Source organism: Kribbella alba (assembly GCF_039529635.1).
Classification (GTDB): Bacteria; Actinomycetota; Actinomycetes; order Propionibacteriales; family Kribbellaceae; genus Kribbella; species Kribbella alba.
In genome coordinates this window covers 363,658-390,224 of record NZ_BAAANE010000002.1, presented here as the reverse complement: position 1 = coordinate 390,224, position 26,567 = coordinate 363,658, and the positions used below count along the sequence as shown (strand labels likewise).

The 26,567-nt window shown below is 66.7% G+C and carries 21 protein-coding genes; 10 read left to right on the top strand and 11 right to left on the bottom strand.

Annotated features, from left to right (window positions below):
- The first annotated feature begins 27 nt into the window (after nucleotides 1–27).
- Together murA and fabV are read left to right on the top strand one after the other, a co-directional pair.
- Nucleotides 28–1,314, top strand: coding sequence for a UDP-N-acetylglucosamine 1-carboxyvinyltransferase (gene murA, locus ABD210_RS03765; protein ID WP_344108714.1), 1,287 nt, complete (start codon nucleotides 28–30; stop codon nucleotides 1,312–1,314).
- Nucleotides 1,315–1,333: 19 nt separating this feature from the next.
- Nucleotides 1,334–2,527 carry an enoyl-[acyl-carrier-protein] reductase FabV gene (gene fabV / locus ABD210_RS03760; RefSeq protein ID WP_344108712.1) on the top strand — a complete coding sequence of 398 codons (1,194 nt, stop codon included), beginning with the start codon at nucleotides 1,334–1,336 and terminating at the stop codon, nucleotides 2,525–2,527.
- On the opposite strand, the gene ABD210_RS03755 is transcribed toward fabV, so the two are convergent.
- Together ABD210_RS03755 and ABD210_RS03750 are read right to left on the bottom strand one after the other, a co-directional pair.
- The gene (locus ABD210_RS03755) at nucleotides 2,524–5,025 is read right to left on the bottom strand and encodes a DEAD/DEAH box helicase (RefSeq protein WP_344108710.1); all 2,502 of its coding nucleotides are present in this window, start codon (nucleotides 5,023–5,025) and stop codon (nucleotides 2,524–2,526) included. The genes fabV and ABD210_RS03755 overlap by 4 nt on opposite strands.
- Nucleotides 5,026–5,070: 45 nt before the next feature.
- Entirely contained in the window at nucleotides 5,071–5,403 is a 333-nt protein-coding gene (locus ABD210_RS03750) for a hypothetical protein (RefSeq protein ID WP_344108708.1), read from the bottom strand.
- Nucleotides 5,404–5,524: 121 nt separating this feature from the next.
- On the opposite strand from ABD210_RS03750, the gene ABD210_RS03745 reads away from it, so the two are divergent.
- The 4 genes from ABD210_RS03745 to ABD210_RS03730 all read left to right on the top strand — a co-directional run bounded on the left by ABD210_RS03745 (nucleotide 5,525) and on the right by ABD210_RS03730 (nucleotide 9,597).
- Nucleotides 5,525–5,857 carry an STAS domain-containing protein gene (locus ABD210_RS03745; protein ID WP_344108706.1) on the top strand — a complete coding sequence of 111 codons (333 nt, stop codon included), beginning with the start codon at nucleotides 5,525–5,527 and terminating at the stop codon, nucleotides 5,855–5,857.
- 87 nt (nucleotides 5,858–5,944) lie between these two features.
- Nucleotides 5,945–7,924 (top strand): protein meaA, encoded by a 1,980-nt coding sequence (locus tag ABD210_RS03740; protein ID WP_344108704.1) that lies wholly within the window; start codon nucleotides 5,945–5,947, stop codon nucleotides 7,922–7,924.
- 140 nt (nucleotides 7,925–8,064) lie between these two features.
- Complete coding sequence (locus ABD210_RS03735) at nucleotides 8,065–8,538, top strand: pyridoxamine 5'-phosphate oxidase family protein (protein WP_344108702.1); 474 nt, start codon at nucleotides 8,065–8,067, stop codon at nucleotides 8,536–8,538.
- Nucleotides 8,539–8,988: 450 nt separating this feature from the next.
- Nucleotides 8,989–9,597, top strand: coding sequence for a CGNR zinc finger domain-containing protein (locus ABD210_RS03730; RefSeq protein ID WP_344108700.1), 609 nt, complete (start codon nucleotides 8,989–8,991; stop codon nucleotides 9,595–9,597).
- Between the two features lie 14 nt (nucleotides 9,598–9,611).
- On the opposite strand, the gene ABD210_RS03725 is transcribed toward ABD210_RS03730, so the two are convergent.
- Nucleotides 9,612–10,328 carry an isocitrate lyase/PEP mutase family protein gene (locus ABD210_RS03725; RefSeq protein WP_344108698.1) on the bottom strand — a complete coding sequence of 239 codons (717 nt, stop codon included), beginning with the start codon at nucleotides 10,326–10,328 and terminating at the stop codon, nucleotides 9,612–9,614.
- A gap of 14 nt (nucleotides 10,329–10,342) precedes the next feature.
- Nucleotides 10,343–10,807, bottom strand: coding sequence for a carboxymuconolactone decarboxylase family protein (locus ABD210_RS03720; protein WP_344108696.1), 465 nt, complete (start codon nucleotides 10,805–10,807; stop codon nucleotides 10,343–10,345).
- Nucleotides 10,808–10,854: 47 nt separating this feature from the next.
- Here ABD210_RS03720 and pdxR point away from each other — a divergent pair, with 47 nt between their 5' ends.
- Nucleotides 10,855–12,249 carry a MocR-like pyridoxine biosynthesis transcription factor PdxR gene (pdxR, locus tag ABD210_RS03715; RefSeq protein ID WP_344108694.1) on the top strand — a complete coding sequence of 465 codons (1,395 nt, stop codon included), beginning with the start codon at nucleotides 10,855–10,857 and terminating at the stop codon, nucleotides 12,247–12,249.
- On the opposite strand, the gene mmuM is transcribed toward pdxR, so the two are convergent.
- The 6 genes from mmuM to ABD210_RS03685 form a co-directional block, all read right to left on the bottom strand.
- The gene (mmuM, locus tag ABD210_RS03710) at nucleotides 12,235–13,116 is read right to left on the bottom strand and encodes a homocysteine S-methyltransferase (protein WP_344108963.1); all 882 of its coding nucleotides are present in this window, start codon (nucleotides 13,114–13,116) and stop codon (nucleotides 12,235–12,237) included. The two genes, pdxR and mmuM, sit on opposite strands and share 15 nt — an antisense overlap.
- A 22-nt stretch (nucleotides 13,117–13,138) precedes the next feature.
- A complete protein-coding gene (locus ABD210_RS03705) occupies nucleotides 13,139–14,068 on the bottom strand; it encodes an FAD-dependent oxidoreductase (protein ID WP_344108692.1) in 930 nt (309 codons plus the stop codon).
- A gap of 116 nt (nucleotides 14,069–14,184) precedes the next feature.
- On the bottom strand, nucleotides 14,185–15,294 hold the full coding sequence (locus ABD210_RS03700; protein WP_344108689.1) for an esterase-like activity of phytase family protein: 1,110 nt from the start codon (nucleotides 15,292–15,294) through the stop codon (nucleotides 14,185–14,187).
- An 82-nt stretch (nucleotides 15,295–15,376) separates the two neighbouring features.
- Complete coding sequence (locus tag ABD210_RS03695; RefSeq protein WP_344108687.1) at nucleotides 15,377–17,170, bottom strand: hypothetical protein; 1,794 nt, start codon at nucleotides 17,168–17,170, stop codon at nucleotides 15,377–15,379.
- 202 nt (nucleotides 17,171–17,372) lie between these two features.
- Entirely contained in the window at nucleotides 17,373–19,193 is a 1,821-nt protein-coding gene (gene glmS, locus ABD210_RS03690; RefSeq protein ID WP_344108685.1) for a glutamine--fructose-6-phosphate transaminase (isomerizing), read from the bottom strand.
- Nucleotides 19,194–19,222: 29 nt separating this feature from the next.
- The gene (locus ABD210_RS03685; RefSeq protein WP_344108683.1) at nucleotides 19,223–19,498 is read right to left on the bottom strand and encodes an HU family DNA-binding protein; all 276 of its coding nucleotides are present in this window, start codon (nucleotides 19,496–19,498) and stop codon (nucleotides 19,223–19,225) included.
- A gap of 259 nt (nucleotides 19,499–19,757) precedes the next feature.
- On the opposite strand from ABD210_RS03685, the gene ABD210_RS03680 reads away from it, so the two are divergent.
- Nucleotides 19,758–21,656 carry a M4 family metallopeptidase gene (locus ABD210_RS03680; RefSeq protein WP_344108681.1) on the top strand — a complete coding sequence of 633 codons (1,899 nt, stop codon included), beginning with the start codon at nucleotides 19,758–19,760 and terminating at the stop codon, nucleotides 21,654–21,656.
- Nucleotides 21,657–21,687: 31 nt separating this feature from the next.
- Here ABD210_RS03680 and nucS read toward each other — a convergent pair whose 3' ends face one another.
- Nucleotides 21,688–22,347, bottom strand: a complete 660-nt coding sequence (gene nucS / locus ABD210_RS03675; RefSeq protein WP_344108679.1) for an endonuclease NucS — start codon at nucleotides 22,345–22,347, stop codon at nucleotides 21,688–21,690.
- 33 nt (nucleotides 22,348–22,380) lie between these two features.
- On the opposite strand from nucS, the gene ABD210_RS03670 reads away from it, so the two are divergent.
- Together ABD210_RS03670 and ABD210_RS03665 are read left to right on the top strand one after the other, a co-directional pair.
- Nucleotides 22,381–23,793, top strand: a complete 1,413-nt coding sequence (locus tag ABD210_RS03670; protein WP_344108676.1) for a recombinase family protein — start codon at nucleotides 22,381–22,383, stop codon at nucleotides 23,791–23,793.
- Between the two features lie 315 nt (nucleotides 23,794–24,108).
- Nucleotides 24,109–24,318 carry a hypothetical protein gene (locus ABD210_RS03665; protein ID WP_344108674.1) on the top strand — a complete coding sequence of 70 codons (210 nt, stop codon included), beginning with the start codon at nucleotides 24,109–24,111 and terminating at the stop codon, nucleotides 24,316–24,318.
- The last annotated feature ends 2,249 nt before the right edge of the window (nucleotides 24,319–26,567 follow it).

The window sequence follows — 26,567 nt, the reverse complement described above, 5'->3', positions numbered from 1 at the left end:
GAGACGCGCAGCAGATACAGTCGGCGGGTGGAACGGTTTCGGATCGCAGGTGAGGCACGGCTCGAAGGCGCTGTCGAGGTGGCAGGCGCGAAGAACAGCGTGCTGAAGCTGATGGCGGCGGCTTTGCTGGCCGAGGGAACGACGACGCTGCGGCAGGTGCCGAGCATTCTGGACGTCACCTTCATGGCCCAACTGCTGGACACCCTGGGTTGTTCGGTCAAGGTCGATGCGGACGCCTGTACTGCGACGATCGCGGTGCCGGCCGAGATCGGGCACCAGTGTGACTACGAGCTCGTCCGCAAGCTGAGAGCTTCGATCTCGGTGCTCGGACCCCTGCTCGGCCGGTGCGGTCAGGCCGAGGTGGCGCTGCCGGGTGGCGACAACATCGGCTCCCGCGGGCTGAACATGCACGTCGCGGGGCTGGAGGCGATGGGGGCGAAGGTTCACATCGAACACGGTTTCGTCATCGCCGAGGCACCGCAGGGCCTGCACGGCGCCGAGGTCTGGCTGGACTTCCCGAGCGTCGGCGCGACCGAGACGATCATGATGGCGGCGGTGCTGGCCAAGGGCACCACGGTGATCGAGAACGCGGCCCGTGAGCCCGAGATCCAGGATATCGCCAAGATGCTGGTCGAGATGGGCGCGCAGATCGACGGCGCCGGTTCGCCGCGGATCGAGGTGACCGGGGTGGACGGCCTGCTCAAACCGGTCGACCACGTCGTGGTGCCGGACCGGATCGTGGCCGGGAGTTGGGCGTTCGCCGCCGCGATCACCAAGGGCGACGTGACGATCTCCAACGGTCTCGCCCAGCACCTCGAACTGCCGCTCGACAAGCTGCACAAGGCCGGAGCCGAGATCAGCGTGCTCGAGTCCGGCTTCCGGGTGGTCATGAACGACCGGCCGAAGCCGGTGGACGTGGTGACGCTGCCCTACCCGGGCTTCGCGACCGATCTACAGGCGTTCGTGATCGCCTTGAACGCGGTCAGCGACGGCGCAGCGATGGTGACGGAGAACCTCTTCGAGGGCCGGTTCACCTTCGCCCAGGAGCTGACCCGTCTAGGCGCGCACATCCAGACCGACGGCCACCACGCCGTAGTACGGGGTGTACCACGGTTGTCAGGTGCGCCGGTGGTCGCCAGCGACATCCGCGCCGGAGCCGCGCTGGTGATCGCCGGCCTGGCTGCGGAGGGAGAGACGCTCGTCTCGGCCGCGCACCACGTCCACCGCGGCTACACCGACTTCGCGGGCAACCTCCGCCGCCTAGGGGCTGATGTCACGCTCGAGCCCGACGACGCCGAGCTTTACTGGAACTGATCAGGCTAGGGTCGAGCCCATGACTGACCGCCTGATCAAGCCCGTCGGCCGTGGTTTCCTCTTTCTGGACTCGCATCCAGCCGGGTGCGCCCAGCTGGTCCAGGACCTGACCGACCAGGTCGAGGCCCGTACTGAGGCCCGTACTTTGGAGTCGCGCCCGGTCGCCCTGGTGGTCGGTTCGAGCTCCGGCTATGGGCTTTCGGCGACCCTCGCAGGCCTGGCTCGTTACGGGATCGACGGCGTCGGGGTGTCCTTCGAGAAGGCCCCGACCGTACGCCGGACCGCCACGGCCGGGTGGTATCGCACGGCAGCCACCGCGGCTTATGCGGCAGAGCGTGGCAGCGAGTTCCACTTCGTCAATGCGGACGCCTTCGCTGACACGACGAAGGCGGACGTGCTCGATCTGATCGCGGAACGCTTCGGGGGAGTGGACTACCTGATCTACAGCGTCGCCGCGCCGCGACGGGTCGACCCGCGCACCGACACGACGTACCAGTCGGCCATCAAGGCGATCGGCCGGCCACACCGGACCAAGAGCATCGCCTTCGAGGACGGCAACCCGCTGCTGCAGGAGGTCGAGATCGAGGTGGCCACCGATGCCGAGGTGGCCGAGACCGTGCAGGTGATGGGCGGCGAGGACTGGGTCCGCTGGGTGGATGCCCTGGAGGAGCGGAAGCTGCTCAAGGACGGGTTCAGCACTGTCGCTCTGACGTACATCGGGTCCGAGTTGACCGGGCCGATCTACCGGCAGGGCTCGATCGGTGCGGCCAAGGCTCATCTCGAGGAGACGGCCCGCACCCTCAGCGCCAAGGGAATCCAGGCAAGGACGTCGGTGAACGGAGCGGCCGTCACCCAGGCGTCATCGGCGATCCCCGGCATCGGGCTGTATGTGAGCCTGCTGCACAAGGTGCTCGGCGAGAAGATGCAGACGCCGATCCAGCAGTCGATCGCGTTGTGGGATCAGCTCACCGGCGAGGTCGAGCCGGTCCTGGACGAGGAGGGTCGCCTGCGCCTCGACCGGTGGGAGCTGGACCCGAGCGTGCAGGCCGCAGTACGGGAGAAGTGGGAAGCCGCGACCGAGGACAACATCGGTGAGGTCGCCGACGCCGCGTGGTTCTACTCCGAGGTCCGCCGCCTCTACGGCTTCGACGTGCCGGGCGTCGACTATGACCAGCCCACCGAGGTCGACGTGGACTGGCCTGCCAAGGCTTAGAGCGGTTTGAAGGCGACCAGTTCCAGCACGAGGTCACCGGCTTCGTCGGAGGCGTCCAGGTCGACAGTCGCGGTGATTCGCCAGTCGTGGTTGCCCTCGGGGTCGTCGATGATTTGCTGCACCTCCCAGTAGCCCGGGTGCTCCTCCACGATGAACAGTGCGGGACCGCGCGCGGCGGGGCCGGTGTTCAGCGTGGAGTGCTCGGCGTAGTACGCAGTACCGGCTTCTGCCCAGCGGCCCGCGTCCCAGCCGGACTCCGTGTCCAGCTGACCCAGCTCGGCCCAGCGGTGCAGTGACACCAACTCCACCCGGCGGAACATCGCGTTGCGGACGAGCACCCGGAAAGCCCTGCTGTTCAAGGTGATCCGGCGCGGTCCGACCGGGACGGCCGCGACGACCTCCTCGGTGGTGGGGTTCGTCAACTCCTCCCACTCGTCGAGCAGGCTGGAGTCGGTCTGGCGGACCACCTCGCCGAGCCACTCGATCAGGTCGGTGAGCTCCTCGGTGTGCTTGTGCGGTGGCACGGTCTGCCGGAGTGCCTTGTACGCGTCGCTCAGATAGCGCAGTACGACGCCCTCGGAGCGCGCGAGTCCGTAGAACCCGATGAACTCGCCGAACGTCATCGCCCGCTCGAAGATGTCCCGGACCACCGACTTCGGCGACAACCCGGTGTCCGCGATCCACGGATGCGTCTGCCGGTACATCTCGAAAGTTGCCTCTAGCAACTCGTTGAGCGGCTTCGGCCAGGTGACGTCCTCGAGCAGTTCCATCCGCTCGTCGTACTCGATGCCCTCGGACTTCATCGCGTTCACCGCTTCGCCCTTCGCGTGGTGCAGTTGCGAGAGCAGCACCGCGCGCGGGTCCTCCAGCGTCGCCTCGACCACCGACACCACGTCGAGCGCGTACGCTGGGTCTTCGGGGTCGAGGAGATCCAGGGCGGCGAGAGCGAAGGTGGACAGCGGCTGGTTCAGGCTGAAGTCCTTCTGCAGATCGACCGTGAGCCGCAGGGACCTGCCGTTCTCGTCCGGCTCATCCAACCGCTCGACAACGCCAGCGGTGAGCAGCGTCCGGTAGATCTGGATCGCCCGGCGGATCAGCCGGAGCTGCGCCTTCGAGTCCTCGTGGTTGTCCTGCAACAGATGCCGCATGCTCGCGAACGCGTCGCCGTCGCGGGCGATCACGTTCAGCAGCATCGCGTGGCTGACCCGCATCCGCGACTGCAGCGCCTCCGGTTCGGCCGCGACCAGCCGGTCGAAGGTGTCCTCGCCCCAGGTGACGAATCCCTCCGGCGGCTTCTTCCGCTGCACCTTGCGCTGCTTCTTCACGTCGTCGCCGGCCTTGGCGAGCGCCTTGACGTTCTCCACCACGTGATCCGGCGCCTGCACGACCACGGTGCCGGACGTGTCGTATCCGGCCCGGCCGGCGCGTCCCGCGATCTGGTGGAACTCGCGCGCCTTGAGGATGCGCTGCCGGCGTCCGTCGTACTTGCTGAGGGCGGTGAGGACGACCGTGCGGATCGGGACGTTGATGCCGACGCCGAGGGTATCCGTGCCGCAGATGACCTTGAGCAGACCGGCCTGGGCGAGCTGCTCGACCAGGCGGCGGTACTTCGGCAGCATGCCCGCGTGGTGCACCCCGATGCCGTGCTTCACCAGTCGCTGCAGGGTTTTCCCGAAGCCCGGGCTGAAGCGGAAGTGCCCGATCAGCTCGTTGATCTTCTCCTTCTCCTCCTTCGTGCAGACGTTGATGCTCGTCAGCGCCTGCGCGCGCTCCAGGGCCGCGGCCTGGGTGAAGTGGACGACGTAGACAGGGGACTGGTGGGTGGTGAGCAGCTCTTCGAGGGTCTCGTGCAGCGCGGTCGTGACGTACTTGTAGATCAGCGGCACCGGCCGCTCGGCGGATGACACGATCGCCGTCGGCCGGCCGGTCCGGCGGTTCAGGTCGATCTTGAAGCGTTCGACATCGCCGAGGGTTGCCGACATCAGGATGAACTGCGCCTTCGGTATCTCCAGTAGCGGAACCTGCCAGGCCCAGCCGCGATCCGGCTCGGAGTAGAAGTGGAACTCGTCCATCACCACCTGACCGACATCGGCGGCGTCGCCTTCGCGGAGCGCGATGTTCGCGAGCACCTCGGCCGTGCAGCAGATGATCGGCGCTGCGGCGTTCACGGACGCGTCGCCGGTGAGCATGCCGACCTTGTCCGCGCCGAAGATGTCGCACAGCGCGAAGAACTTCTCCGACACCAGCGCCTTGATCGGGGCGGTGTAGAAGGTCCGCTTCCCGTTCGCCAGCGCCGCGAAGTGCGAACCGGTCGCCACCAGGCTCTTCCCCGACCCGGTCGGCGTCGACAGAATCACGTTCGAGCCCGTCATCACCTCGATCAGCGCTTCCTCCTGCGCCGGGTACAGCGAGATGCCCTGCTCGCCCACCCAGGTGGCAAAGGCGTCATACAGGGCATCAGCATCAGTAGAACCCGGCAGCTTCTCAGTAAGCGTCATCCGTGCCATTGTCCCGCCTAGCCCGGCTCCGGAGGACAGATGGGGTCAGGAAGCGTCCAGGAAGCCGCGGGCGGAGGCCTCGTCGGCGGGCCAGACGTAGACGGACCAGCCGTCGTTGGTCCGCGCCGCGGTCGCCCGGATGCCGAGATCCTTCAGCATCGAGACGCTCACGCGTGCCTCGTTGTAGGTGCTCGCCGTCTTCACATCGACGAGTAGTCCGAAAGTGTCGCGATCGGCGGGCGCGTGATCAGTTCGGCGCACCAGCGACCCACCGCGCGGCCTGGAGAACGCCCAGCGACACAACAAAACCATGCCGCCGACGAAAGCCAGTGCGACGATCGGGAAGAGGAAGTACTCGTCCGCGAACACGAACACCATTCTCTCGCGAAATGGAAGATCTCGAGGTCTTGGCAACCTGACACCTCTCAGGGAGTCTTTACCAACACACGCTGCAGTGCGGCCGTACTTCGGGGGTCGCTGGAAGAGCGGAGGGGCACGGATGCACTCACCGACCCATAACGCAATCAGGCACAAGGAGAACGTGGTCCGCCTCGCCGGGCTGCTGGACGTCCGTTCGGTCGGCGACGTCCGCCAGACTCTCAACCAACTGATCGACTCCTCCGAGGGCGACGTGATCGTCGATCTCGAGGCGGTCGATGCGCTGGACGCGACCGGCCTCGGCCTACTGGTCGCGACCCACCGGCGCACCCAACTACTCGGCCGACAACTCGTACTGCGCCATCCGGTGCCCTCGGTGGTCCGAATCCTCGCGGTCACCCGCCTGCACCGCATCCTCCACGTGGAGCGCACCCCACTCCCGATCTCGGCCTGACCCGGGCTCCGAACGTGACGTAGACCGCTGGTGACACCCGTCACGAGGGGCGGACTCACAAGCACACACAGTCTTACTCTCGGGTACATGACGACCGAGAAGGATCGCCCCTGGGTGATGCGGACGTACGCCGGCCACTCGTCGGCGGCGGAGTCCAACGCGCTGTTCCGGCGCAACCTGGCCAAGGGGCAGACCGGGCTGTCGGTCGCCTTCGACCTGCCCACCCAGACCGGGTACGACGCGGACCACCCGCTGGCGAAGGGGGAGGTCGGCAAGGTCGGGGTGCCGGTGGCTCACCTCGGGGACGTGCGCGCTCTGTTCGAGCAGATCCCGCTCGCCCAGATGAACACGTCGATGACGATCAACGCCACCGCGATGTGGCTCCTCGCGCTCTACCAGGTCGCGGCGCAGGAGCAGGGCGCGCTCCCGGACGAGCTCACGGGGACGACGCAGAACGACATCGTCAAGGAATACCTGTCCCGCGGCACGTATGCGTTCCCGCCGGACGCGTCGCTGCGACTTAGCACCGACCTGATCGCCTACACGGTCTCCAACGTGCCGAAATGGAACCCGATCAACATCTGCAGCTACCACCTGCAGGAGGCCGGCGCGACTCCCGTGCAGGAGTTGGCGTTCGCGCTGTCGACGGCGATCGCAGTACTGGACCGGGTTCGCGACGGGGGTCAGGTGCCGCCCGAGCGGTTCAGTGACGTGGTGCAGCGGATCTCGTTCTTTGTTAACGCCGGGGTGCGCTTCATCGAGGAGACCTGCAAGATGCGGGCGTTCGTGCGGCTGTGGGACGACGTCTGTGTCAACCGGTACGGCGTGACGGACGCCAAGGCTCGCCGCCTGCGCTACGGAGTACAGGTGAACTCGCTCGGCCTGACCGAGGCGCAACCCGAGAACAATGTGCAGCGAATCGTGCTGGAGATGCTCGGCGTCACGCTGTCCAAGAACGCGCGGGCCCGGGCTGTTCAGCTGCCCGCGTGGAACGAAGCGCTCGGACTGCCGCGTCCGTGGGACCAGCAGTGGTCGTTGCGTATGCAGCAGGTGCTCGCTTATGAGTCGGACCTGCTCGAGTACGACGACATCTTCGAGGGGTCGCACGTCATCGAGGCGAAGGTGGACGAGCTCGTCGCCGGCGCACGGGAAGAGATCGACCGGGTCCAGGCGATGGGTGGTGCGGTCGCCGCGGTCGAGAGCGGCTATCTGAAGCAGGCGCTGGTCGCTTCGCACGCCGAGCGGCGGCAGCGGATCGAATCGGGCGAGCAGATCGTCGTCGGCGTGAACAAGTTCGAGAACACCGAGCCGTCGCCGCTGACCGCGGATCTCGACACCGCGATCCAGACGGTCGACCCCGCCGCCGAGGCCGCGGCCCTCGAGTCTCTGGTCAAATGGCGCGAGCAGCGCGACAACGAGGCGGTCGAGGACGCGCTGGCGAAGCTGCGCGAGGCGGCGAAGGGCACGGACAACCTGATGCAGGCGACCCTCACCTGCGTTCGCGCCGGCGCGACGACAGGGGAGTGGGCCGGAGTACTGCGGGAGGTGTTCGGCGAATACCGCGCACCCACCGGGGTTTCGGGCTCGGTCGGGATCTCGGGCGGTGGCGAGGCGATCGCCGCGGTTCGTGCCAAGGTGGCGTCGACCTCGGAGGAGCTGGGCGGGCGGTTGCGGTTGCTGGTCGGCAAGCCTGGTCTGGACGGACACTCGAACGGCGCCGAACAGGTCGCAGTACGGGCTCGTGATGTCGGGTTCGAAGTGATCTACCAGGGCATCCGGTTGACGCCCGAGCAGATCGTCGCGGCGGCCGTCGCAGAGGACGTGCACTGCGTCGGCTTGTCGATTCTGTCCGGCTCACACATGGAACTGGTACCGCAGGTCGTCGCCGGCCTCCGCGAAGCCGGCCTCGAGGACGTCCCGGTCGTCGTCGGCGGCATCGTCCCCGAGGGCGACGCCCGCTCGCTGCTGTCCGCGGGTGTCGCGGCCGTCTACACCCCCAAGGACTACGACCTCACCGGCATGATGGCCGACGTAGTCGAGGTCATCCGCCACGCCAACCGCCTCTAGCCCGGCAGATTGGGCAGGGTGATAACCCATCTCGGGCCGCTGTGGCACCGACTTGCTCGTCCTGGGCGACCTGTCGAACCGAAACGTTGCGGTTGTGCGGTCTCGGCTAGTGTCTTGAGCCTCGACGAGGGGAGACACCGATGACCGACCATGTCGCGTTGGCGCGGAAGCTGATCGACGACAACCTCTACATGGCGCTCGGTACGGCCGACGCCAGCGGTGTGCCTTGGGTGAGCCCGGTGTATTTCACGCCGCATGAGTACACCGCGTTCTATTGGGTCTCCTCGCCGGAGACGCGGCACTCGAAGAACATCGCTGGACGGGCAGAGGTCAGCATCGCGATCTTTGACTCGCGTGTGGTTGTCGGGACTGCCGAGGCCATCTATATGTCCGCGACGGCTCGGCAAGTGCCCGACGAGGAGTTGGAATCGGTTGTGGCGCTCTACAACGGTCGCCTGCCGGCGGCGAAACACTTCGAGTCGACGGAGTTGGTCGCGCCGGGGCTGTTCCGGCTGTATGAGGCGATGGCGGTCGAGCACTCGGTCCTCATCCGTGGCGGCGACCCCGAGTTCGGCAAGGGCGCTGACTCACGCTTGGTCGTGTCGCTCGCCTGACCCTCCACACCTTATGAACGGGTGACATAACCAGTTGGCGTTTGCTTATGTCATGCGGTCGCGACTCCCGGACCCGGCGAGCGCGGACTCACGCGTGGTGGTGTCACAGCCTGATCCATCCACACCTCATGTACAGCTGACATAACCAGATGGCGTCTGCCTATGTCATCGATGGGTGGCTCGGGTGCCACCAGATCAACTCGATCGTCCCGGTTCTGAAGGGGGACGGACGGAGAATCGTCCCCGAGCTGAGGGGGACGGAGATGACAGAACCAGAGCGTTTGGCGATGTCGCGGCCAAGTGGCGCCAAGAGCTCGAGCTGACGGCCGGGGCTCAAGGAAGAGCGGGGGGCAAGGGAGAGCGCGGGGTCGAGGAGGAGTGGTGGGTCGAGGAGGAGCGGTGGGTCGAGGAGGAGCGGGGGCAAGGAAGAGCGGGGGCGGAGGGGGCGGAATGGTGGCGAGCAAGGGGTCCTGGGTCGGGCGGTTCGGACTTGAGCCGGCGCCGGGCGGGCTCAGACTGGCCCAGGACCTGGTGAATACGTCATTGAGTGTGAACCAGGGCTATCTCGGCTCGGATTACCTGATGGATCTGCCGACAGCGGACTTCTGGTTCGGCGAGGCCTTGGCAGCTTGGTCTGCCGCTACCGGCAGGCCGGTCCCGGAACTCTCCTTGCGGCAGCGAGATCTCCTGCCCCTGCGGAAGTTGCGCGAACAGCTGAGGCAGTCGCTGCGGGCGAACGCGGCCCACGTCGACGCGGCTGGGAGAAGGCCGCATGAGCCGCTGGACTCGAGCATCGGGCTGACGCTGCGCGCTGACGGGCAGGTTGACTACCAACCGGTGGCGCAAGGCTGGGAGGGTGCGGCCGCTTTGATCTCGGTCGAGATGCTGCTCGCCCAGGCCGCCGGCTCGCTGTCACGGCTGAAGGCGTGCGCTGCACCGATCTGCGGAGCATGTTTCTTCGACGGGTCGCCGAATCAGACTCGCGTCTGGCACGACTCCAGCGTCTGCGGCAACGCCGCCAACCTCCGGGCCTCCCGTGCTGGCAGGAAGGCCCGGTGAGGCGGTTTCGCCTCTCAAGTCAGGTCGGGTAGCAGTTCTCGCAATGCGTTGGTGACGAAGGTGTGCAGGCTGGTGCCGTAGGAGATGCGGGTCGCTCCGCGGGCGATGAGGTCGGCGGGCGTCGGGCCGTTTGGTCTGGCGTGGGCGTTGAGGGGACCGCCGATGCCGTCGGCGAGCGTCGCCAGGAGGGCGGTGGGCGCGAAGATCGGGTAGACGCAGTCCGCTCCGGCTCGCCGATATGCCCGGCCTCTCGTTACGGCATCCTCGACGGCCCCGCCGTACAGGAAGTTGTCGATCCGGGCGTTGATGACCAGGTCCGCGCCGGCAGCCGCTCGGACCTCTGACAGGTAGTCGGCCTGCCGCTCCAGGTCCAGCATCGCGCCGTCAACCGAGTCCTCGAGGTTGCAGCCGACGGCGCCGGTCTCCAGCAATCGCTCGACGAACTCCTTGGCAGGCAGGCCGTAGCCGGCTTCCATGTCGGCGGTCACGGGCAGATCGACGGCGTCGGCGATGCGGCGGATCGCGGTGAACATGTCGGCCGGGGGAGTCAGTTGGCCGTCGTCGTAGCCGATCACCCGGGCGACCGCACCACTGCTGGTGGCGATCGCCGGGTAGCCGGCCTCGGCGACGACCCGCGCGCTTACCGGGTCCCAGACGTTCGGCAGGACCAGGGGAGTGGTTCCGTGGTGCAGGGCCCGGAAGCTCTCCGCGCGGGTCGGTTGAGCACTCATCAGCTCGGGACTCATCAGCTCGGGCTGTAGTGACCGGGTTCCAGGCGGCCGGAGACGCCGACCCGGTTCCAGGCGTTGATGGTGATGATCAGGCCGATCAACTGGGCCAGTTCCTTGTCGTCGAACGCCGCGGCGGCGATCGCGTACACCTCGTCGGGGACGTGGTCGACGCTGATCAGGGTGATCGCCTCGGTCAGTTCCAGCGCGGCCTGCTCCTGCTCGCTGTAGAACTTACGGGCCTCGCGCCAGGTGGCGATCAGGTTCATCCGCTGCTCGGAGTCACCGGCGTGCCGGGCGTCCAGCGTGTGCATGTCCACGCAGTACGCGCAGCCGTTCAGCTGGGAGGCGCGGATCCGCACGATGTCGGCGAGGCGCGGGTCCAGCCCGGTGGCGGACTGCGCGTCCAGGTCGATCAAGGCCTGGTAGAAGTCGGGGGCCAGGGTGGCGATCTTGACTCGGCGGTGTGTCGTTGTGCTCATGCAGACAACGCTATGGCCAGATCGGCCCAGGTGTATGGTCCACTTCCATGGAAGATCCACGGGCCAATTCTGCCGATGGAGCTGGCGCGGACCTGCATCTGGAGCTCGCGTCGAGCCGGGGGCGCGGGGACCTGGTCGAGGCGTTGCACGAGTCGATCCGGACCGGACGGCTGCCGGCCGGGACCCGGTTGCCCTCGTCGCGTTCGCTCGCGAAGGATCTCGGGATCGCCCGCAACACCGTGGCCGACGCTTACGGGCAGCTCGTCGCGGAGGGCTGGCTGACCGCCCGGCAGGGATCCGGCACGGTCGTGGCCGGCCGGCAGGCACCCGAGCCGGTGTCGCCTCAACCGTTGCCCGAAGCAAAGAAGTACCGCTACGACCTCACACCGGGTTCGCCCGACCTGTCCACCTTTCCACGCAGCGAGTGGCTCGCCGCCGCCCGCAAGGCGTTGCTGGCGGCACCCAACGACGCCTTCGGGTACGGCGACCCGCGCGGGCGGATCGAGCTGCGCAAGGCCCTGGCCGACTACCTCGCCCGGGCGCGCGGCGTACGGGCTGATCCGGAACGCATCCTGATCTGCTCGGGGTATGTGCAAGCGCTGAACCTGCTGAGCGAGGTCCTTCGCGGCCAGGGTGCGACGACGATGGCGGTAGAGGAGTTCGGGTATGACCTGCACTGGGATGTGATCCGGTCCCGCGGGCTCGAACCGGTTCCGGTTCCGGTCGACGAGCACGGAGTACGGGCTGAGCTGCTCACGGGGGAGGCGGCGCTGCTCACTCCGGCTCACCAGATGCCGACTGGAGTTCCGCTGGCTCCGGATCGGCGGAGCGCGGCGGTGGAGTGGGCCCGGGAGACCGGTGCGGTGCTGCTCGAGGACGACTATGACGGTGAGTTCCGGTATGACCGGCAGCCGGTTGGCGCCTTGCAGGCCTTGGATCCTGAGCGGGTGGCCTACACCGGTACTGCGAGCAAGAGCCTCGCACCGGGGTTGCGACTCGCGTGGATGGTAGTGCCGCAACGGCTGATGGAGCCCGTGCTGGCCGCGAAGCGAACGGCCGACCTGCAGACGGCGACGCTGGAGCAGTTGGTACTCGCCGAGTTCGTTGCCTCCGGCCACTATGACCGGCACGTACGCCGGAGCCGCCTGCACTATCGGCGCCGGCGGGACCGCCTGGTCGAGTTGCTGGCCGTTCGCGCGCCCGAGGTGAACGTCGCGGGAATCTCGGCCGGGCTGCACGTGCTGCTCGACGTACAAGGTGATGCTCAAGAGGTGGTTGCCCGGGCAGCTCGGCAGGGTCTGGGGCTGGCGGCGCTCGACCGCTACCGCTTCACGCCGGACCCGTCCACGCGGCAGGCGTTGATCGTGGGCTACGGCACCCCGCCCGACCACGCGTACTCGGGTGCCCTCGACCTGCTCTGCCAGATCCTAGGAGCCAGGTAGGTGCCGCGAGATTGCCCGGGCCAGGGCGTTGATGTCGTCGGGGCCGACTCGGCAACACCCACCGACATACTTTGCTCCGGCAGCGGTCCAACCCTGCGCCAGGGCCGTGCTGTCCGACGCTCCGCCGGTCCACCGACGACCGCCTGCATCCCACGCCTCGCCGCTGTTGGGATACGCGACGGCCGGCTTGTCGGTCACGGCCACTGCCGTCTCAACAGCAGCCTGTACGTCGGTCGGCGCGCAGCAGTTGATGCCGACGGCAACGATCGACGTACTCCGTGCCGCCACGGCGAAGGCATCCTCCAACGGCTGCCCGGCGCGGGTCTGATCTCCCTGGATGGAATAGGAGAGCCAGGCCGGGAAGCCCAGCTCGTCCAGCAGTTCGACGAGGACCTCCGCCTCGTCCAGGTCAGGGATCGTCTCGACAGCGAGCATATCGGGCCCGGCCGCGACGAGCAGTTCGAGGCGAGGCAGGTGGAACTCGCGCAGTGCGGCAGCGGTCAGCCCGTAGCGACCCCGGTACTCCGAGCCGTCGGCCAGGACCGCGCCGTACGGGCCGACGGATGCTGCGACCCAGCGCTGCTGCCCATCGTCGGCCAACTCGTCACGCACCTGGCAGGCAATGTCGACGCTGCTCGCGATCAACCGCTCTGCCTCGTCGCGCGGCACACCGGCGTGCTCGAAGCCGGCGACACTAGCCTGATAGCTGGCCGTCGTCGCGACGGCAGCACCCGCCTCGTAGTACGCGCGATGCACGGCGGCGATATCGCCGGGCGCATCCTTCAGCAACCGGGCGGACCAGAGCGCATCGGACAGGTCGTGGCCACGGTCCTCCAGCGCGTTCGACATCCCGCCATCCAGGACCACTGGATGCTCGAGAGCCGCCCCACTAACCAACACCGGCACGAACTATCTCGGCAACCTCGTCGGCGCAGCCCCAGGACAGGGTGATGCCCGAGCCGCCATGGCCGTAGCAGTGCACGACCAGGCGATCGCCGGTCTGGATGCCTTCGCAGCGAACAGCCGGACGCGCGGGCCGCAGGCCGACGCGGTGGCGGATCAGCTTGGCCTTTCGCAGACCGGGCACCAGTTCCGCCGCGCGGTCGAGGATCTCCTTGGCCGTCTGAGGATTGACCGCGAGGTCCCAGCTGTCGGGTTGGCTCGTCCCGCCCACCACGACGTCGTGCGATCTCGGGACGACGTAGGTGAGGTCCTGCGGGCCGCGATCGGCGATGAGCCACTCGGTCTGTCCGAACTGCTCGAACGTCATCACCTGGCCGCGAACGGGCGTGACGGTCGGGTCGCCGGCTGTCAGTCGCGCGCCGAGTCCCGCGCAGTTGACGACGACGTCGGCGCTGTTCGGGAGTGCCGACAATGCCGCACGGCTGAGGGTTCCACCGGCCGCTTCGAGGCGTTTCACCAAGTACTGCAGGTACATCGGCATCTCGATGACAGGCGCGGTGAACGACCAGCCGTCCTTGAACCCGGGCGGCGGCGACCCGACCCGACGGAGATCGCTGAGCGCGTCCGACCAGACCGGATCAGGCGCCGGCTCGACCAGGAACTGCCGGCCATGCCGCAGTTGCACGGACGGCTCGCTGCCGGCCAGCTTCACGAGCTCGTCGTACGTCGTCCTCGACCAGGCGGCGACACGTTCCTTCGGGGCCGAGAGATACGGGTACCAGACAGCAGCCGCAACCGCAGAGGTGGTCTCCAGCGGAAGATCCCGGGCCAGCACCGCCACGTCGTACCCGGACTCGGCCAGCCGGACGGCACAACTGAGCCCGATCACGCCGGCACCCACCACGATCACGCGCATCCCCGCATTGTGTCGCGGCTCAACCCGGCCCGCCACTGGAGCAGGTGATCGGCTGGTCGAGTGGAAGGACCACGGAGGAGAGGCGGACGTGGCGGATGCGATCGCTCATCTAGTCACTACTGCAGGTTGACGGCGAGGGAGTAGAAGCGCGTGATCTGGCTGGCGCCGTTGTTGTCGTCGGAGAGTAGGTAGAGCTGACGACGCCCGCCGGGGAGCCAGCCGCCGAGTGCGAGGGCTTCGACGTTGTCCAGCAGGGGATTCGGCTGCGGCTGCTTGGCGACCGCGCCGGAGGGCGGGCAGTCCACCAGGTCGAACAGCAACTTCTTCTGCAGGAACACCTTCTCCGGAGCGTCCGCCAACGAGGCCCGCCAACTCACGTCGGCCGCCTGGTGGATCGAGACCGTGAACACCCTGATCGTGTTCCCGATCCCGGGGACGAAGGTCCGCTCCATCGAGACGAGCTCGTCCCGGTCGACCACCGCCAGCTCGACCAGCGACAGCCCTGGATCGGGCTTGTACGCGTACTGCGCGACGACGTGGTACCCGCCGCCTGACAGACCGGCGTACCGGAGGATGCGGTTGCGGCTGCGGCCATCCGCGTCCGTGCCGTCGGGCGCCAGCGGACCTTCCATCCCGGCGAAGAGCGAATGCCCGTCGGGGCTGACGGCCAGCGACTCGAAGGTGGCGTTGGAGGTCGCCTCACCCGCAGGTGCGACCTGGAAGCGTGCGGGCACCGGCAACGAGTCGACCTGCTTGCCGTCGGACAACCGGAACCGGCGGATCGACGGCTCCCGCTCGGAGGTCGCGAGGATCGTCCTGCCCCCGCGCTCGGCGACCAGGCCCTCTCCGTCGAAGTCGGCACCGGTGAACGGAGTCCCGTCGGGCCGCTTGAGGATCGTCATGCTCTCGACGCCCACCTGCGGCTGCCCGTGCTGGTCGCCTAGCTTCAGCCCGAAGACGCGGGCGGGCGTCGTGCCGACGTTGTCCACCAGCGCAAGCGCGTGCCCCGGCCGGGTCACGTTGAGCGCGGAAAGGCCCGCCACCGGCTGCCCGGCGTACGTCGTCTTGTCCAAGCTGTCGCTGAAACCCCGGAACCACGCGTCCGGCGAACAACCTCCGCCTGCCGGTGGAGCCGGTTCGCTGCCCTTGTCCACCGCAGCCGCGGTCAGAGAGGTGGTCAGCGCGGTGAGTGCTACAGCTGCGGCGAGAGGGGTCTGCCAACGCATCAGGTTTCCTCCGGTACGACGAGATCGTCGGGGTGGCGGGCTAGCGATGAAGTCGTTGCCTGTCGAAATCTATCCATGCCCGTCAGTCGTCGGTGATGGGGTGGGTGCCGGTGTGGTCGACGCGGAATTTGTAGCCGTGTTTGGTGGTCCATTCCAGGGCGTGGTCGTCGAGGGTGCGGACTGTCCAGTCGGCGTGGGTCTTGACCCGGTGGCTGAAGCGTCGCAGTGGCCGGAGGTTGCTGGTGCTGGTTTGTCCTGGTGGCCCGGTCGGGTCGAACGGGACGACGTGGTCGAGGTCGGTGCCGGTGGTGGTCTCCCCGGTGCCGTAGGGGAACTGCTCGACGGGGTAGGTCAGCTTGACGCGTTCTCTGATCCGGTGCGGGATCTCGTAGGCGTTGACGCTGACGTGGTCGTTCAGGTCGATCACGGGCTGGACGGTGATGCGGTCGTGGCCGAGTAGTTCGGCCAGTTTGGCGGCGAACACGGGTCCGAAGGCTTCGACGCGCGCGGTGCCTGCACCGGCGAGCAGGGTCTCGTCGGTGATGTGCAGGTAGAGCTTGGTCCGCCCGGGTCTACGCCCACCGGACCCACCACCACCACCGCTGCCGCTGCTGCCGCTGCTGCTGGTGCTGGTGCTGGTGGTGTTGGTGTCGGCGGCGTGTTTGATCGCGGCGAGTTTCGCGGCCAGGTCCTGGCGTGCGGCGGCGTCCATGCCCCACACGATCTGCTCGGCCCTGCCGCGGCCGGTGCGGGGTCCGTAGCGGCTGGCCGCGTCCAGCGGCTGGTCCGGGTGGCCGGGGTGCGGCGCATCCCGGTCGGCGTCGGTGTCGGGGCCGGGTTCGTCGGCCAGGAACAAGTCACCGGCCGGCTGCCCATCCCCGGTCACCTCGCCGGCCCACGCGTCGTCGGCCTGCGCGGCTTCACCTGCGCCCGGGGGTTCGTCGGCCTGCGCATCGCCGCCTGAGGCAGCCTCAGCCGGCGCGTCGCGTGTCGGTGCCGGGTCGTCGGCCTTGGCCGGGTGGCCGGTTGCGGCCGGGGTGGCGCGGTCGGAGGCGGCGCCGTCGGAGGCGGTGGTGTCGTGGCGGGTGGTGTGGTGGCGGGTGGCCAGGTATTGGGCGACCTGGAGGAGTTCGTTGGCGAAGGCGGGGTCGGCGAGGATCCCGATCGCCTTGGCGCGGCGCTGATCCAGCGGGTCGGTGTCACCCAGGACGGCGAGTGCGTCGGCGACCTGGGCGATGGTGGCGTCGAAGCGGATCACGTCGCCGGTGGCTGCCTTCACGAACAGCTTGGTGGTGCCGTACTCGTCGGAACGCCCCGGCCACACGCCGCGTTCGCGGGCCTTCTGCTCCGCCGCGGCCCGGGCCGCGGCCGGGTCGGCGTCCCAGACCGCGGCCTTGACGATGTTGTTCACCTGATGCGCGCTCAACGAGTCCACGACCCCCGCGACCCGGGCATCGACCAGCGCCGCCGCCTGCACCGTCAGGGGCAGGCACGCGGTCGCGATCAGCCGCGCCCTCCACCCGGTCGCCTCACCCGCGACCACCCGCGCCCAGGTCAACGGCAACCGGTGCCGCAGCGCCAGCGCCTGACCGAGGAACCTCGCACCCGACTCGGCCGCGACGCCGATGATGGCGGCGAACTCGGCGACCGCGAACTCCGCCACCGCCGGACAGCCCGCCCCACCGTAGACCACACCCCGCTCCCCGCCCGGGACCGGCTGATCGTCGGGAACCCTGGCCGGACTGGGATACAGGTCGGCGTAGTGCACCGCGAGCTGCAGCAGCCTGACCTCGGACTCGCGCTGCAGCGCATGCCACTCGCCGGTCGCGGCGAGCGTCTCGGCCGCGTCCAACCCGGTCACATCCCCTGCGAACATGTGTTCGATACTACGCCCCGTAACCGACCGGACGCAAACCAGCAGACAGGCCATTTTCCCTTGTCCACAAGGGGAAACCTCACACCCATCGGACAGCGAGGGCGTGTAGACGGCTAGTCGGTTGCCCAACGTGACTAGGCGTGCCCAACGGTCCGCACCCAGCCGAGCAGATGCGGACCGTTCGATAACGCGAGGAGAGCTGCTACTCGACGGTGACGGACTTGGCCAGGTTGCGGGGCTTGTCGACGTCGTGGCCGAGGGCGACGGACGCGTGGTAGGCCAGCAACTGCAGCGGGATCGTGAGCAGGATCGGGTCGAGCTCCGGCTCGTTCTTCGGTACCTCGATCACCGCGGCCGCGCCGTCCGGGATCTCCACGCCGGGGTGCGTCACGACGTACAGGGGGCCGGAGCGGGCCGCGATCTCGTGCAGGGCGCCGATGTTGCGGTCCAGCAGTTCGTCCTTCGGCACGATCGCCACGGTCGGCACGTCGGGCGAGATCAGCGCGAGCGGGCCGTGCTTGAGCTCAGAGGTCTGGTACGCCTCGGCGTGCAGGTAGGAGATCTCCTTCAGCTTCTGCGCGCCCTCGCGTGCGACCGGGTAGCCGCGGGTGCGCCCGACGAAGAACAGGCTCTGGTGCTTCGACAGCCGGCCGGCGATCTTGGCCAGCTCCGCCTCCTGGTCGACGATCGACTGGATCTGCGCCGGGATCCTCTTCAGGCCCTCGATCAAGCGGCGGCCATCGGCGGGGGAGACGTCCCGGATCCGGCCGAGGTGGATGCCGAGCATCGCGAATCCGACCGCCATGTTGGTGAGCGCCTTCGTCGACGCGACGGACACCTCGGGGCCGGCGTGCAGGTAGACGCCGCCGTCGACCTCGCGGGCGATGCTGGACCCGACCGCGTTGACCAGGCCGATCACCCGACCGCCCTTGCGCTTCAGCTCCTGTACTGCGACCAGGGTGTCGAGGGTCTCCCCGGACTGGCTGACCGCGACGTACAGGGTGTCTCGCTCGACCACGGGGTTGCGGTAGCGGAACTCCGACGCCGGCTCGGCATCGGCGGGGATCCGGGCGACCTCCTCGATGAACTGCGCGCCCAGCTGGCCCGCGTAATACGCCGAACCGCAGCCGAGGATCTTCACTCGCTTGATCTCGCGAGCCTCGCGGGCGTCCATGTTCAGGCCGCCCAGGTGGACGGTGTGGAAGCGCTCGTCGAGGCGGCCGCGGATGGCGCGCTGGACTGCCTCCGGCTGCTCGTGGATCTCCTTGACCATGAAGTGCTCGTGGATGCCGCGCTCGTACTCGTCGGCGGTCCACTCGACGGTCTCGGCGGTCTTCGTGGTGGCCCGGGCGTCCTGGGTGAAGGTGCGGTAGCCGTCGGCGCGGACGGTGGCGAGCTCGCCGTCGTCCAGGTGCACGACCTGGCGGGTGTAGCGGATCAGCGCGGCCGCGTCGGAGGCGACGTGCATCTCGCCGTCGCCGACGCCGAGGATGATCGGGCTGCCGTTGCGGGCGACCACGATCCGGTCCGGGAAGGCCAGGTCGATCACGGCGATGCCGTAGGTGCCGTCGATCCGGCGGAGTGCCGCGAGCACCTTCTCCTCGAGCGTGTCACCGGCGGCCTGCTCGATCAGGTGCGCGAGGACCTCGGTGTCGGTCTCCGAGCGCAGCTTGACGCCGGCTTCCTCGAGCTGGTTCCGGAGCGCGGCGGCGTTGTCGATGATGCCGTTGTGCACGACCGCGATCCGCTCGTCGGCGCTCACGTGCGGGTGCGCGTTGTCCTTGCTCGGACCGCCGTGGGTGGCCCATCGGGTGTGCCCGATGCCGAGCTTGCCGCCGAACCGCTTGGGCAGCGAGGCCTCCAGTTCACGGACCCGGCCGGCGTCCTTGTGCACCCGCAGTTCGCTCGACCCGACCACGGCGACACCCGCCGAGTCGTAGCCGCGGTACTCCAGCCGGGCCAGGCCGTCCACCAGGATGGGTGCGGCCGGCTTGGTGCCGACGTACCCGACGATTCCGCACATGGAGTGGTTCCTTTCGCAGCAGTTCGTGGTCAGCCGTAGACGATGCGTCGCAGCTGCCGGGCAGACAGTTCAGGGGAGCGGACCGGCCAGTGCCGGAGCTCCGCGCCGAGCCGTTCGAAGATCTCGTCGTTGCGCGCGCCGTAGGTCTGCAGTTCGCGATGCCGGCGCCGGACGTATTCCTCGGTCGTCTCGGTGAAATAGGCCAGCACGTCCGCGACGACGCGGCGGGCGTCCTCCGGACTCAGGCCGGTGGTGCGGCTGACCTGTTCGGCGAGCTCGTCGCTGGGGTCAACCGCCTCGCTCATCACCCGACCTACTGTGCAGTGATTCACGGTTCAAAGCCAACATCCTGCCCGAAATCGGGCAAATACTGTCACCTGGACCGGAAATTGCTGATGCCGGCAACGTCGGAGGACCTTACCCCCTTCGTCCTCCCATGTCGAAGGCGCCTCACTCTTGCAGCGACCGTCCGCCTGGCGTACGAAGGGCGGTACAGGGCGCCCCTGGGGGACCTGAGGTCGGCCGACCCTGGCCCATGTCCCGACCTTGGGGGAGGTCCCCGCCATGAAACGTCCCGTTGTCCTCGCTGCACTAGCCACCGCGGCACTGGTCGCCGCGGGCGGATTCACCGCCAGCGCTCAGCCACTGGAAGCATCGCCCGGGTCGACCGGCTCATTTGCCCGCGGCGGGTCCTTCACCCTGACCGGGGCCGATGCCAGCGCCTTCGCCGTACCCAAGGACGTGGTCAAGGTCTGGTCGGCCAAGCTTGCGAACGGCGCAACGCAGACCCGCTATCAGCAGTTGGTCGGCGCCGCCAAGGTGTTCGGCGGTCAGTTGACCGTGCTGGCCGACAACTCCGGTCGTACCACCGCCGTGGTCGGCGCGTACTTCCCGGGCCTGAAGGCGAAGAACAGCGCCTCGGTGACAGCCGCCCGCGCCCGCGGGGTCGCGGCGAAGCGGATCGGTGGCACGGGCAGTTGGTCGTCTACGCTGCGGATCGACCCCAAGGACGGGCGAACCTTCCACGAGGTCGTGAACCAGCGGGCGGAGCACCGGTGGGTGCAGTGGGTCGACACCACCTCCGGTGCGGTCAAGAAGCAGTACGACGCAGTAGGGCACGGTGACGGCATCGGGGTGAAGGGCGACGTCAAGCGGCTCGACACTGTCCGGCGGGGCGGGACCTATCTGCTGCAGACCGCGGACGGCCGTCAGCGAACGTACGACGCGCGCAACCTCGCCGCACTGCCCGGCACCCAGCTGACGGATGCCGACAACCACTGGAACCTGGTTGGCGACATCACCAAGTCGCCGAGTCAGTCGGCCGCCGTGGACGCGCACTACTACGCCGGGGTGACCGACGACTTCTACGCGAACACCTTCGGCCGGAACAGCATCGACGACAACGGCCTCCCGATCGTGTCGACCGTGCACTACACGACCGGCTACTGCAACGCCTTCTGGAACGGCACCCAGATGGTCTACGGCGACGGCAATGGCACGACCTGCCTGCCGCTGTCGGGTGGACTGGACGTGGTTGGGCACGAGCTCACCCACGGCGTCACGCAGTACACCTCGAACCTGATCTACGAGAACGAGTCCGGCGCGCTGAATGAGTCCTTCAGCGACATGATGGGCAACACGATCGAGTTCTACGCGGCGAAGCGCGGGCTGGATCCGGCCGCAGCGCCGGACTGGCTGATCGGAGAGGACGTTGTACCGACCGCGGGCAAGCCGGGCTTCCGCAACATGGCGGATCCACGCGAGCGCGATGATCCGGACCACTACAGCGAGCTCCTGGTCGGTCCAGACGACAACGGCTTCGTGCACAGCAACAGCGGCATCCCGAACCACGCCTACTACCTCGCCGTCAACGGCGGCAGGAACGCCGGCTGCGACGCGGCAGGATCGAACGGCCACCGGCACACCGCCGACTGCAACGTGAGGGTGCGCGCGCTGGGCGTGGACACTGCCGCGCAGGTGTTCTACGACGGCTTCACCAGCCTGCCCGAATACGCGAACCTGTGCGACGCGCGGAACGCCACGGTCGCCGTCGCCGGTAGCCGCCGCACGGCGGCACGCGTCAGCTCCGCCTGGGCAGCGGTCGGCGTGCATTCCGGCTGTACTCCGGGGACCCCGCCGCCTCCGCCGTGTCTCAGCGACCCGAACGCGGAGATCCCCTTCGGATCGCCGCATCCGTATGGCAACAGGAGCGACTGCACCTGGACCTACGACAACGGGACCGGTGGAATCGCGTTCCACTTCAGCGTGCTCGACACAGAACAGGGGTTCGACAACGTGATCGTTTCGGACGGCGACGGAAAGGTGCTGGCCACCTACACGGGCCCCCACCCGGATGGGGCGACATCACCGTGCATCGCGACGCCTACAGGTTCGGTGCAGCTGACAAGCGACGCCGGAGCCGTCGCGCAGGGCTTCACCGTCGACGCGGTGGTCGCCTGCTGACCGCGCGAGGGCGTCCGCGTCGGCCCGATGCTCAGAAGAGCCTGAGGATGTCGGATTCCATTCCCCGGAGGGCGTCGTAGTCGACGGTGACGCACTCGAGGCCGCGGTCGGTGGCGAGGAACTGGGCCTGAGGCTTGATCAGCTGGGCGGCGAAGATGCCACGGACCGGGGCGAGCAGCGGGTCGCGGTTCAGCAGCTCGACGTACCGGGTGAGCTGTTCGACGCCGTCGATCTCGCCGCGGCGCTTGATCTCGACCGCGACGTGCTTGCCGGCCGCGTCGCGGCAGAGCAGGTCCACCGGGCCGATCGCGGTCGGGTACTCGCGCCGTACGAGCGTGAAGCCCTCGCCGAAGGTGTGCACGTGCTCGGCCAGCAGCTCCTGCAGATGCGCCTCGACGCCGTCCTTGATCAGCCCGGGGTCCAGGCCGAGCTCGTACGAGGTGTCGCTGAGGACCTCCTCGAACGTGATCCGCAGTTCCTCGCCGGCCTTGTTCGTGACGCTCCAGACGCCTTCTTCCTCCTCCAGCTTGCACGGGGGAGACATCCAGTTGAGCGGCTTGTACGAGCCGCCGTCGGCGTGGATCAGCACGGACCCGTCCGCCTTCACCATCAGCAGCCGCGGCGCCATCGGGAGATGGGCGGTCAGCCGGCCGGAGTAGTCCACGGAGCAACGAGCGATGACCAACCTCAAGACAACACCTTCTTGTGGGGGAGACTGATGAGCGTGAGCACTAGTGCGGGAGCCTACCTACGGCTCAGCAACGACGACGGACGCCAGGGCGAGAGTCTGTCGATTGAGGGTCAGCGAGCCGACTGCCAGCGGTACGCCGACCGCATGGGGTGGGCCATGGTCGAGTTCGTGGAGGATGGCGTATCGGCCAGCAAGGGGCTTGACCGGCCGAAGTGGAACGCGCTTGTTGACGCAATGGCGAACGCCGATATCCAAGTGGTCTTGGTTAGCAAGCAGGACCGCATCACCCGAGATGAGCGCGAGTGGTTCGAGTTCTCCGCAATGGCTGTTCTTGCTGGCGTTGAGGTCCACACGGTTGAGGCTGGCAACCTAAATCTTCACTCGGAAATCGGCATGCTGAACGCTGGAATGCGTTCCTTGTTTGCGGCTTTCGAGGCGCGATTGATCGCCGCTAGGACGCGGCGGGGTCAGGAGACCAGTCGAGCTAAAGGGAACTGGCCGTATTCGGCAACGTTCGGCTACGGGCCTAAAGGGGTTGTGAAGCCGGATCAGGCTGAGTGGATTCGATGGGCGTATGACGCCGTGCTCAATGATGGCGTATCGAGCAAAGAGATTTTTGATGAGTTCAGGGCCAATAAGGTCTTAACTGCTAGAGGGAATGAGTTCTACTCGGTTACGTCTGTGCTGTACGCGCTGAGAAACCCAGCTATCGCTGGCTTGCTCACCTATAAGGGCGAGGTGATCGGTAAAGGCAATTGGGAGCCGATCGTGTCCGAGGCTGAGCGGGATAGGTTCTGTGCTGCTATTGCCGCCAGGCGCACTAGTGACAAGGGTCACGGCGAACGCAAGGCGCGAAAGTACGTGCTTGCCGGACTCGTGTTGTGTGGCACGCCTGGCTGTGACCTAAAAGTCATGCGGGCTCAGAATCCGGGTAACGGCAGGAACCACTATTTCTGCTGCGATAAGCGCCGTGGCGGTTGTGGTGCCCGTGTGAGAGGGAAGCTGCTAGACGGGATCGCGTTCCTGGTGGCTAACCAATTCATTCAGTCCCAGCAGGGTGAACCGACCCCGGAGAGGGCTCCGTTTGATGGGTCTGCAATTACCGAGACAGAGGAGCAGGTTGCGGAGGTTCGCTCTGCGCTCGTGGCTGGCGATATGAGGACCTCGGACGCCATTCCGGTACTGAGAGACCTGAACCAGCGCCTAGACGCTCTGAGGGCCGCTCAGGCGGCCTACGAGGCTGAATCTGTAGAGGCTGCCTCCTGGCATCGCACGGTCCGGGAATCCATGCTGACCGAGGATGGCGCTACGGCAATGGGCGTCAGGCAGGTTCTAGACAATGTCGTGGTTCTGCCCGAAGGGCTCGGGTTCCGTTGGGAGTCCAAGGCTGGGCAAGTGCATGAAACTCCGCTGGTCCTGGACGGCGAGGGAGTGCAGGTCGTTTAAACACTGAGTTAGCTAGATCAAGGGCCCTGGGCAACCGGGGCCCTTTTTCGTGACCTGGCTAACCCAGCCTCAGGCCGTGTAAACGGTCCCGAGAAAGTGGACAGGAGAGCGGGATAGTTTCTGCGTGTTCGCTCTGAGGGCCGCCCAACGAGACCAGCGTCACTATCAACGTCTAGTAATGCAGGTCAGGGCCCACGCGGGCCCAATGCCCAACACGACTTTGCGACTGAATTATCAAATACGAGTATTGCGACGATGCCGGACACGGCTCTAGCGTCCTGTCTCGTCCAATACAATCCACGGAGGGTTACCGAAATGACGAAAAACGAGCTTGCTGAGAACTGCGCCACGGCATGTGACGCTATCGACTCCGCCATTGAGGGCATGGCGCTTGCCCTGGCCGAGATCCGGGCGGGGAATTCTGACGGGGCTGTCGCGCTTCTGGATGCGGAGATTGACCGCCAGATGACGGCTGCCCGCGCGATTGATCCCGCCCCGCGTCACGAACCCTGGTCGGGCCGGTGAATGACTGAGCGAATTGATTTCGGCAGCAATACCCCGTGGGGTGGCGTGAATCAGACTGAGCTACAGCTAATCGCCCAACAGGCGTCGGTCGGCCCCGGCTACATCCGGATATGGCTGCTGGCTATGAGCAAGGCCAACCGCATTGGCCATGCTGAGTTCCGCCCCGGAGCCCTGCGGGACTTCCTAGGTTCCGTGAATACGGCTACGGGAGAGTTCTTTCCGGCTGATAAAGCTGTGGTGTCCCGCACGATTAAGCGGGCAAAGGATGCCGGGCTACTGGCTCCCGAGTCTCAGGCTAGGTGTCTAGTCCTGTCGTCGCGGTTGTTTCAGAAAGCAGGGATAGGCAGCGTGTCGTGTCGTACTCACGGCATAGCCTCCTAGGCGGATTGACTTCTGAGGTCAACCTTTTGCCCAGAAGTTGACTCCTGAGGTCAACCGAGTTGACTCCTAAGGTCAACCCATATGCCGTCTGACCTGCGGAAACGCAGATCCCCTCTCATATCTATCAGTGTCTCCTAGGCCAGTCAGTCAGGGAGCTAGGCAATGGGCCCCGCTGGGGGGCCCTTACCTATTACCAGAATCAATACCGAGCATCACTTAATGTGATGCCGGCTAGCTAGGTCTAAGTAATTCATCCAAGGCTAGAGAGCTACGCTCTCGCCTATTCAGCGATAGGTAATACACCCATGCCCTATAGCACCTGCACCAAGTGCCCAACGCTTATCCCGCTGGGTCAGTCCCGTTGTGCGAAGCACGAGGTAAAGCCAAAGCCCAGACCTGAAAGACCGAGTGCAACAGCACGCGGCTACGGCTCAGCCCATCGCAAACTCAGAGCCGAACTAGCTCCGATAGTGGCAAGCGGAACGGTTCGCTGCGCGAGATGCAAAGCGTTCATTCATCCTCACGAGCCATGGGATTTAGGGCATGACGACCACGACCGGAGCGTTTACACGGGGCCCGAGCATTCAGCCTGTAATCGCGGAGCGCCTAGACGGAAGGCTCGCCTTCCTCGATGAATAATCATCCATTGGTCACTGGGGGTAGGGGGGTTCAAAAGTTCAGTGAAGCACTTTCTAGATCCCACGTCTTTAGGTCTCTCCGCGTGAGCGTGACATTGTGACGAAACGTGACAGCCATGGATAAAACCGCAGGTCAGAGCGTGAATATTCATTAATCAGCGTGACAAACCGCGTGACACTTCGGGTGTCACGCTCAAGGATTGGAGGCACATTGAGCAACTACAAATGCGCCAATTGCGGGCGCACTCTGCCCGGTGCAGCCCGCCGCTATTGCGGAGATGAGGCGTGTAAACGCGCTGCGGCTGCTGAGCGTCAGCGGGCGGCCAGGGCCCGTAAGCGGGCTGAGCAGGCTGAGCTTGACCCAGTGTCGGCCCCGGCTGCGAAAGAGCCCGAGAGGGCCCCTGAGGGCCCGCAAATGGCTAGAACGGCAATCGTTCTGATTGGGGAATGTCCGGAGTGCTACGAGACTCCCGGCTATGGCTCTGATGACTGCGCCCATAGGCGCGCTAGGAGCGGATAGGTGATCTGCGCCACAAAGTGGCCCTGCTGAGGTCTGTCACCGAAAATCGACAGGGATCTCATATGTGTAGGGCAGAATGGCTGCCCTGCGATCACAATTACGGCGGTTCCTCAGCCTGTACGGGGCTGACCTGCCGGTCACAACTGAATAGCACGAATGCGCGAGGCGCAGTCAACAGCCGAACAAAAGGGGCTAATCCTCCCTGCACCTTCGGCATCTGGTTGACTGCGCCGTTTCGCGTTCCGAAAGGAACCACCCATGACTGACACCAACACTCGCATTTGCTCCGTCTGTTCTAAGACGTTTGAGCAGAGAGCGGGCAGAGGCCGCCCTGCCGTGTACTGCCACCACTCGTGTGAGCGGCATAGCCGCAAGATCAGAAAGCGCGCGAGCAGAGCACAGGCGAAGATTGGCGATATCTGCCCGTGGCCGCGTAGCGGTTTGCATTCCGAGACGCGCTAAGCGTCGATCTGAGGGCTTTCTAGCTCTCTCCCACAGCTTCCCCTAGCCGAGCGCCGACAGGCGGTCTCAGGGGCATACGGGCGCACGCTGCGCCCAGCTGGCCGGACTCCTACGGACTCCACCGGCGAACCAATCCGAGGAAACCATTCGCGCCGTTTAAACGCAGAGCTTTTGCCAGCCCTGCCGACAGCTACGCGGGCCGGACCGATAGCGGACGGAAGCGGATCACATCCCGCCATAACGCATGG

What these genes read in the sequence shown, in the direction of transcription:
- ABD210_RS03700 (WP_344108689.1), bottom strand. Translation starts at nt 15,294, where the DNA reads ATGCGTTGGCAGACCCCTCTCGCCGCAGCTGTAGCACTCACCGCGCTG.
- ABD210_RS03745 (WP_344108706.1), top strand. Translation starts at nt 5,525, where the DNA reads ATGCACTCACCGACCCATAACGCAATCAGGCACAAGGAGAACGTGGTC.
- ABD210_RS03720 (WP_344108696.1), bottom strand. Translation starts at nt 10,807, where the DNA reads ATGAGCACAACGACACACCGCCGAGTCAAGATCGCCACCCTGGCCCCC.
- ABD210_RS03735 (WP_344108702.1), top strand. Translation starts at nt 8,065, where the DNA reads ATGACCGACCATGTCGCGTTGGCGCGGAAGCTGATCGACGACAACCTC.
- ABD210_RS03730 (WP_344108700.1), top strand. Translation starts at nt 8,989, where the DNA reads ATGGTGGCGAGCAAGGGGTCCTGGGTCGGGCGGTTCGGACTTGAGCCG.
- ABD210_RS03665 (WP_344108674.1), top strand. Translation starts at nt 24,109, where the DNA reads ATGACGAAAAACGAGCTTGCTGAGAACTGCGCCACGGCATGTGACGCT.
- fabV (WP_344108712.1), top strand. Translation starts at nt 1,334, where the DNA reads ATGACTGACCGCCTGATCAAGCCCGTCGGCCGTGGTTTCCTCTTTCTG.
- glmS (WP_344108685.1), bottom strand. Translation starts at nt 19,193, where the DNA reads ATGTGCGGAATCGTCGGGTACGTCGGCACCAAGCCGGCCGCACCCATC.
- ABD210_RS03750 (WP_344108708.1), bottom strand. Translation starts at nt 5,403, where the DNA reads ATGGTGTTCGTGTTCGCGGACGAGTACTTCCTCTTCCCGATCGTCGCA.
- ABD210_RS03725 (WP_344108698.1), bottom strand. Translation starts at nt 10,328, where the DNA reads ATGAGTGCTCAACCGACCCGCGCGGAGAGCTTCCGGGCCCTGCACCAC.
- ABD210_RS03705 (WP_344108692.1), bottom strand. Translation starts at nt 14,068, where the DNA reads ATGCGCGTGATCGTGGTGGGTGCCGGCGTGATCGGGCTCAGTTGTGCC.
- ABD210_RS03685 (WP_344108683.1), bottom strand. Translation starts at nt 19,498, where the DNA reads ATGAGCGAGGCGGTTGACCCCAGCGACGAGCTCGCCGAACAGGTCAGC.
- pdxR (WP_344108694.1), top strand. Translation starts at nt 10,855, where the DNA reads ATGGAAGATCCACGGGCCAATTCTGCCGATGGAGCTGGCGCGGACCTG.
- ABD210_RS03740 (WP_344108704.1), top strand. Translation starts at nt 5,945, where the DNA reads ATGACGACCGAGAAGGATCGCCCCTGGGTGATGCGGACGTACGCCGGC.
- ABD210_RS03695 (WP_344108687.1), bottom strand. Translation starts at nt 17,170, where the DNA reads ATGTTCGCAGGGGATGTGACCGGGTTGGACGCGGCCGAGACGCTCGCC.
- ABD210_RS03755 (WP_344108710.1), bottom strand. Translation starts at nt 5,025, where the DNA reads ATGACGCTTACTGAGAAGCTGCCGGGTTCTACTGATGCTGATGCCCTG.
- ABD210_RS03680 (WP_344108681.1), top strand. Translation starts at nt 19,758, where the DNA reads ATGAAACGTCCCGTTGTCCTCGCTGCACTAGCCACCGCGGCACTGGTC.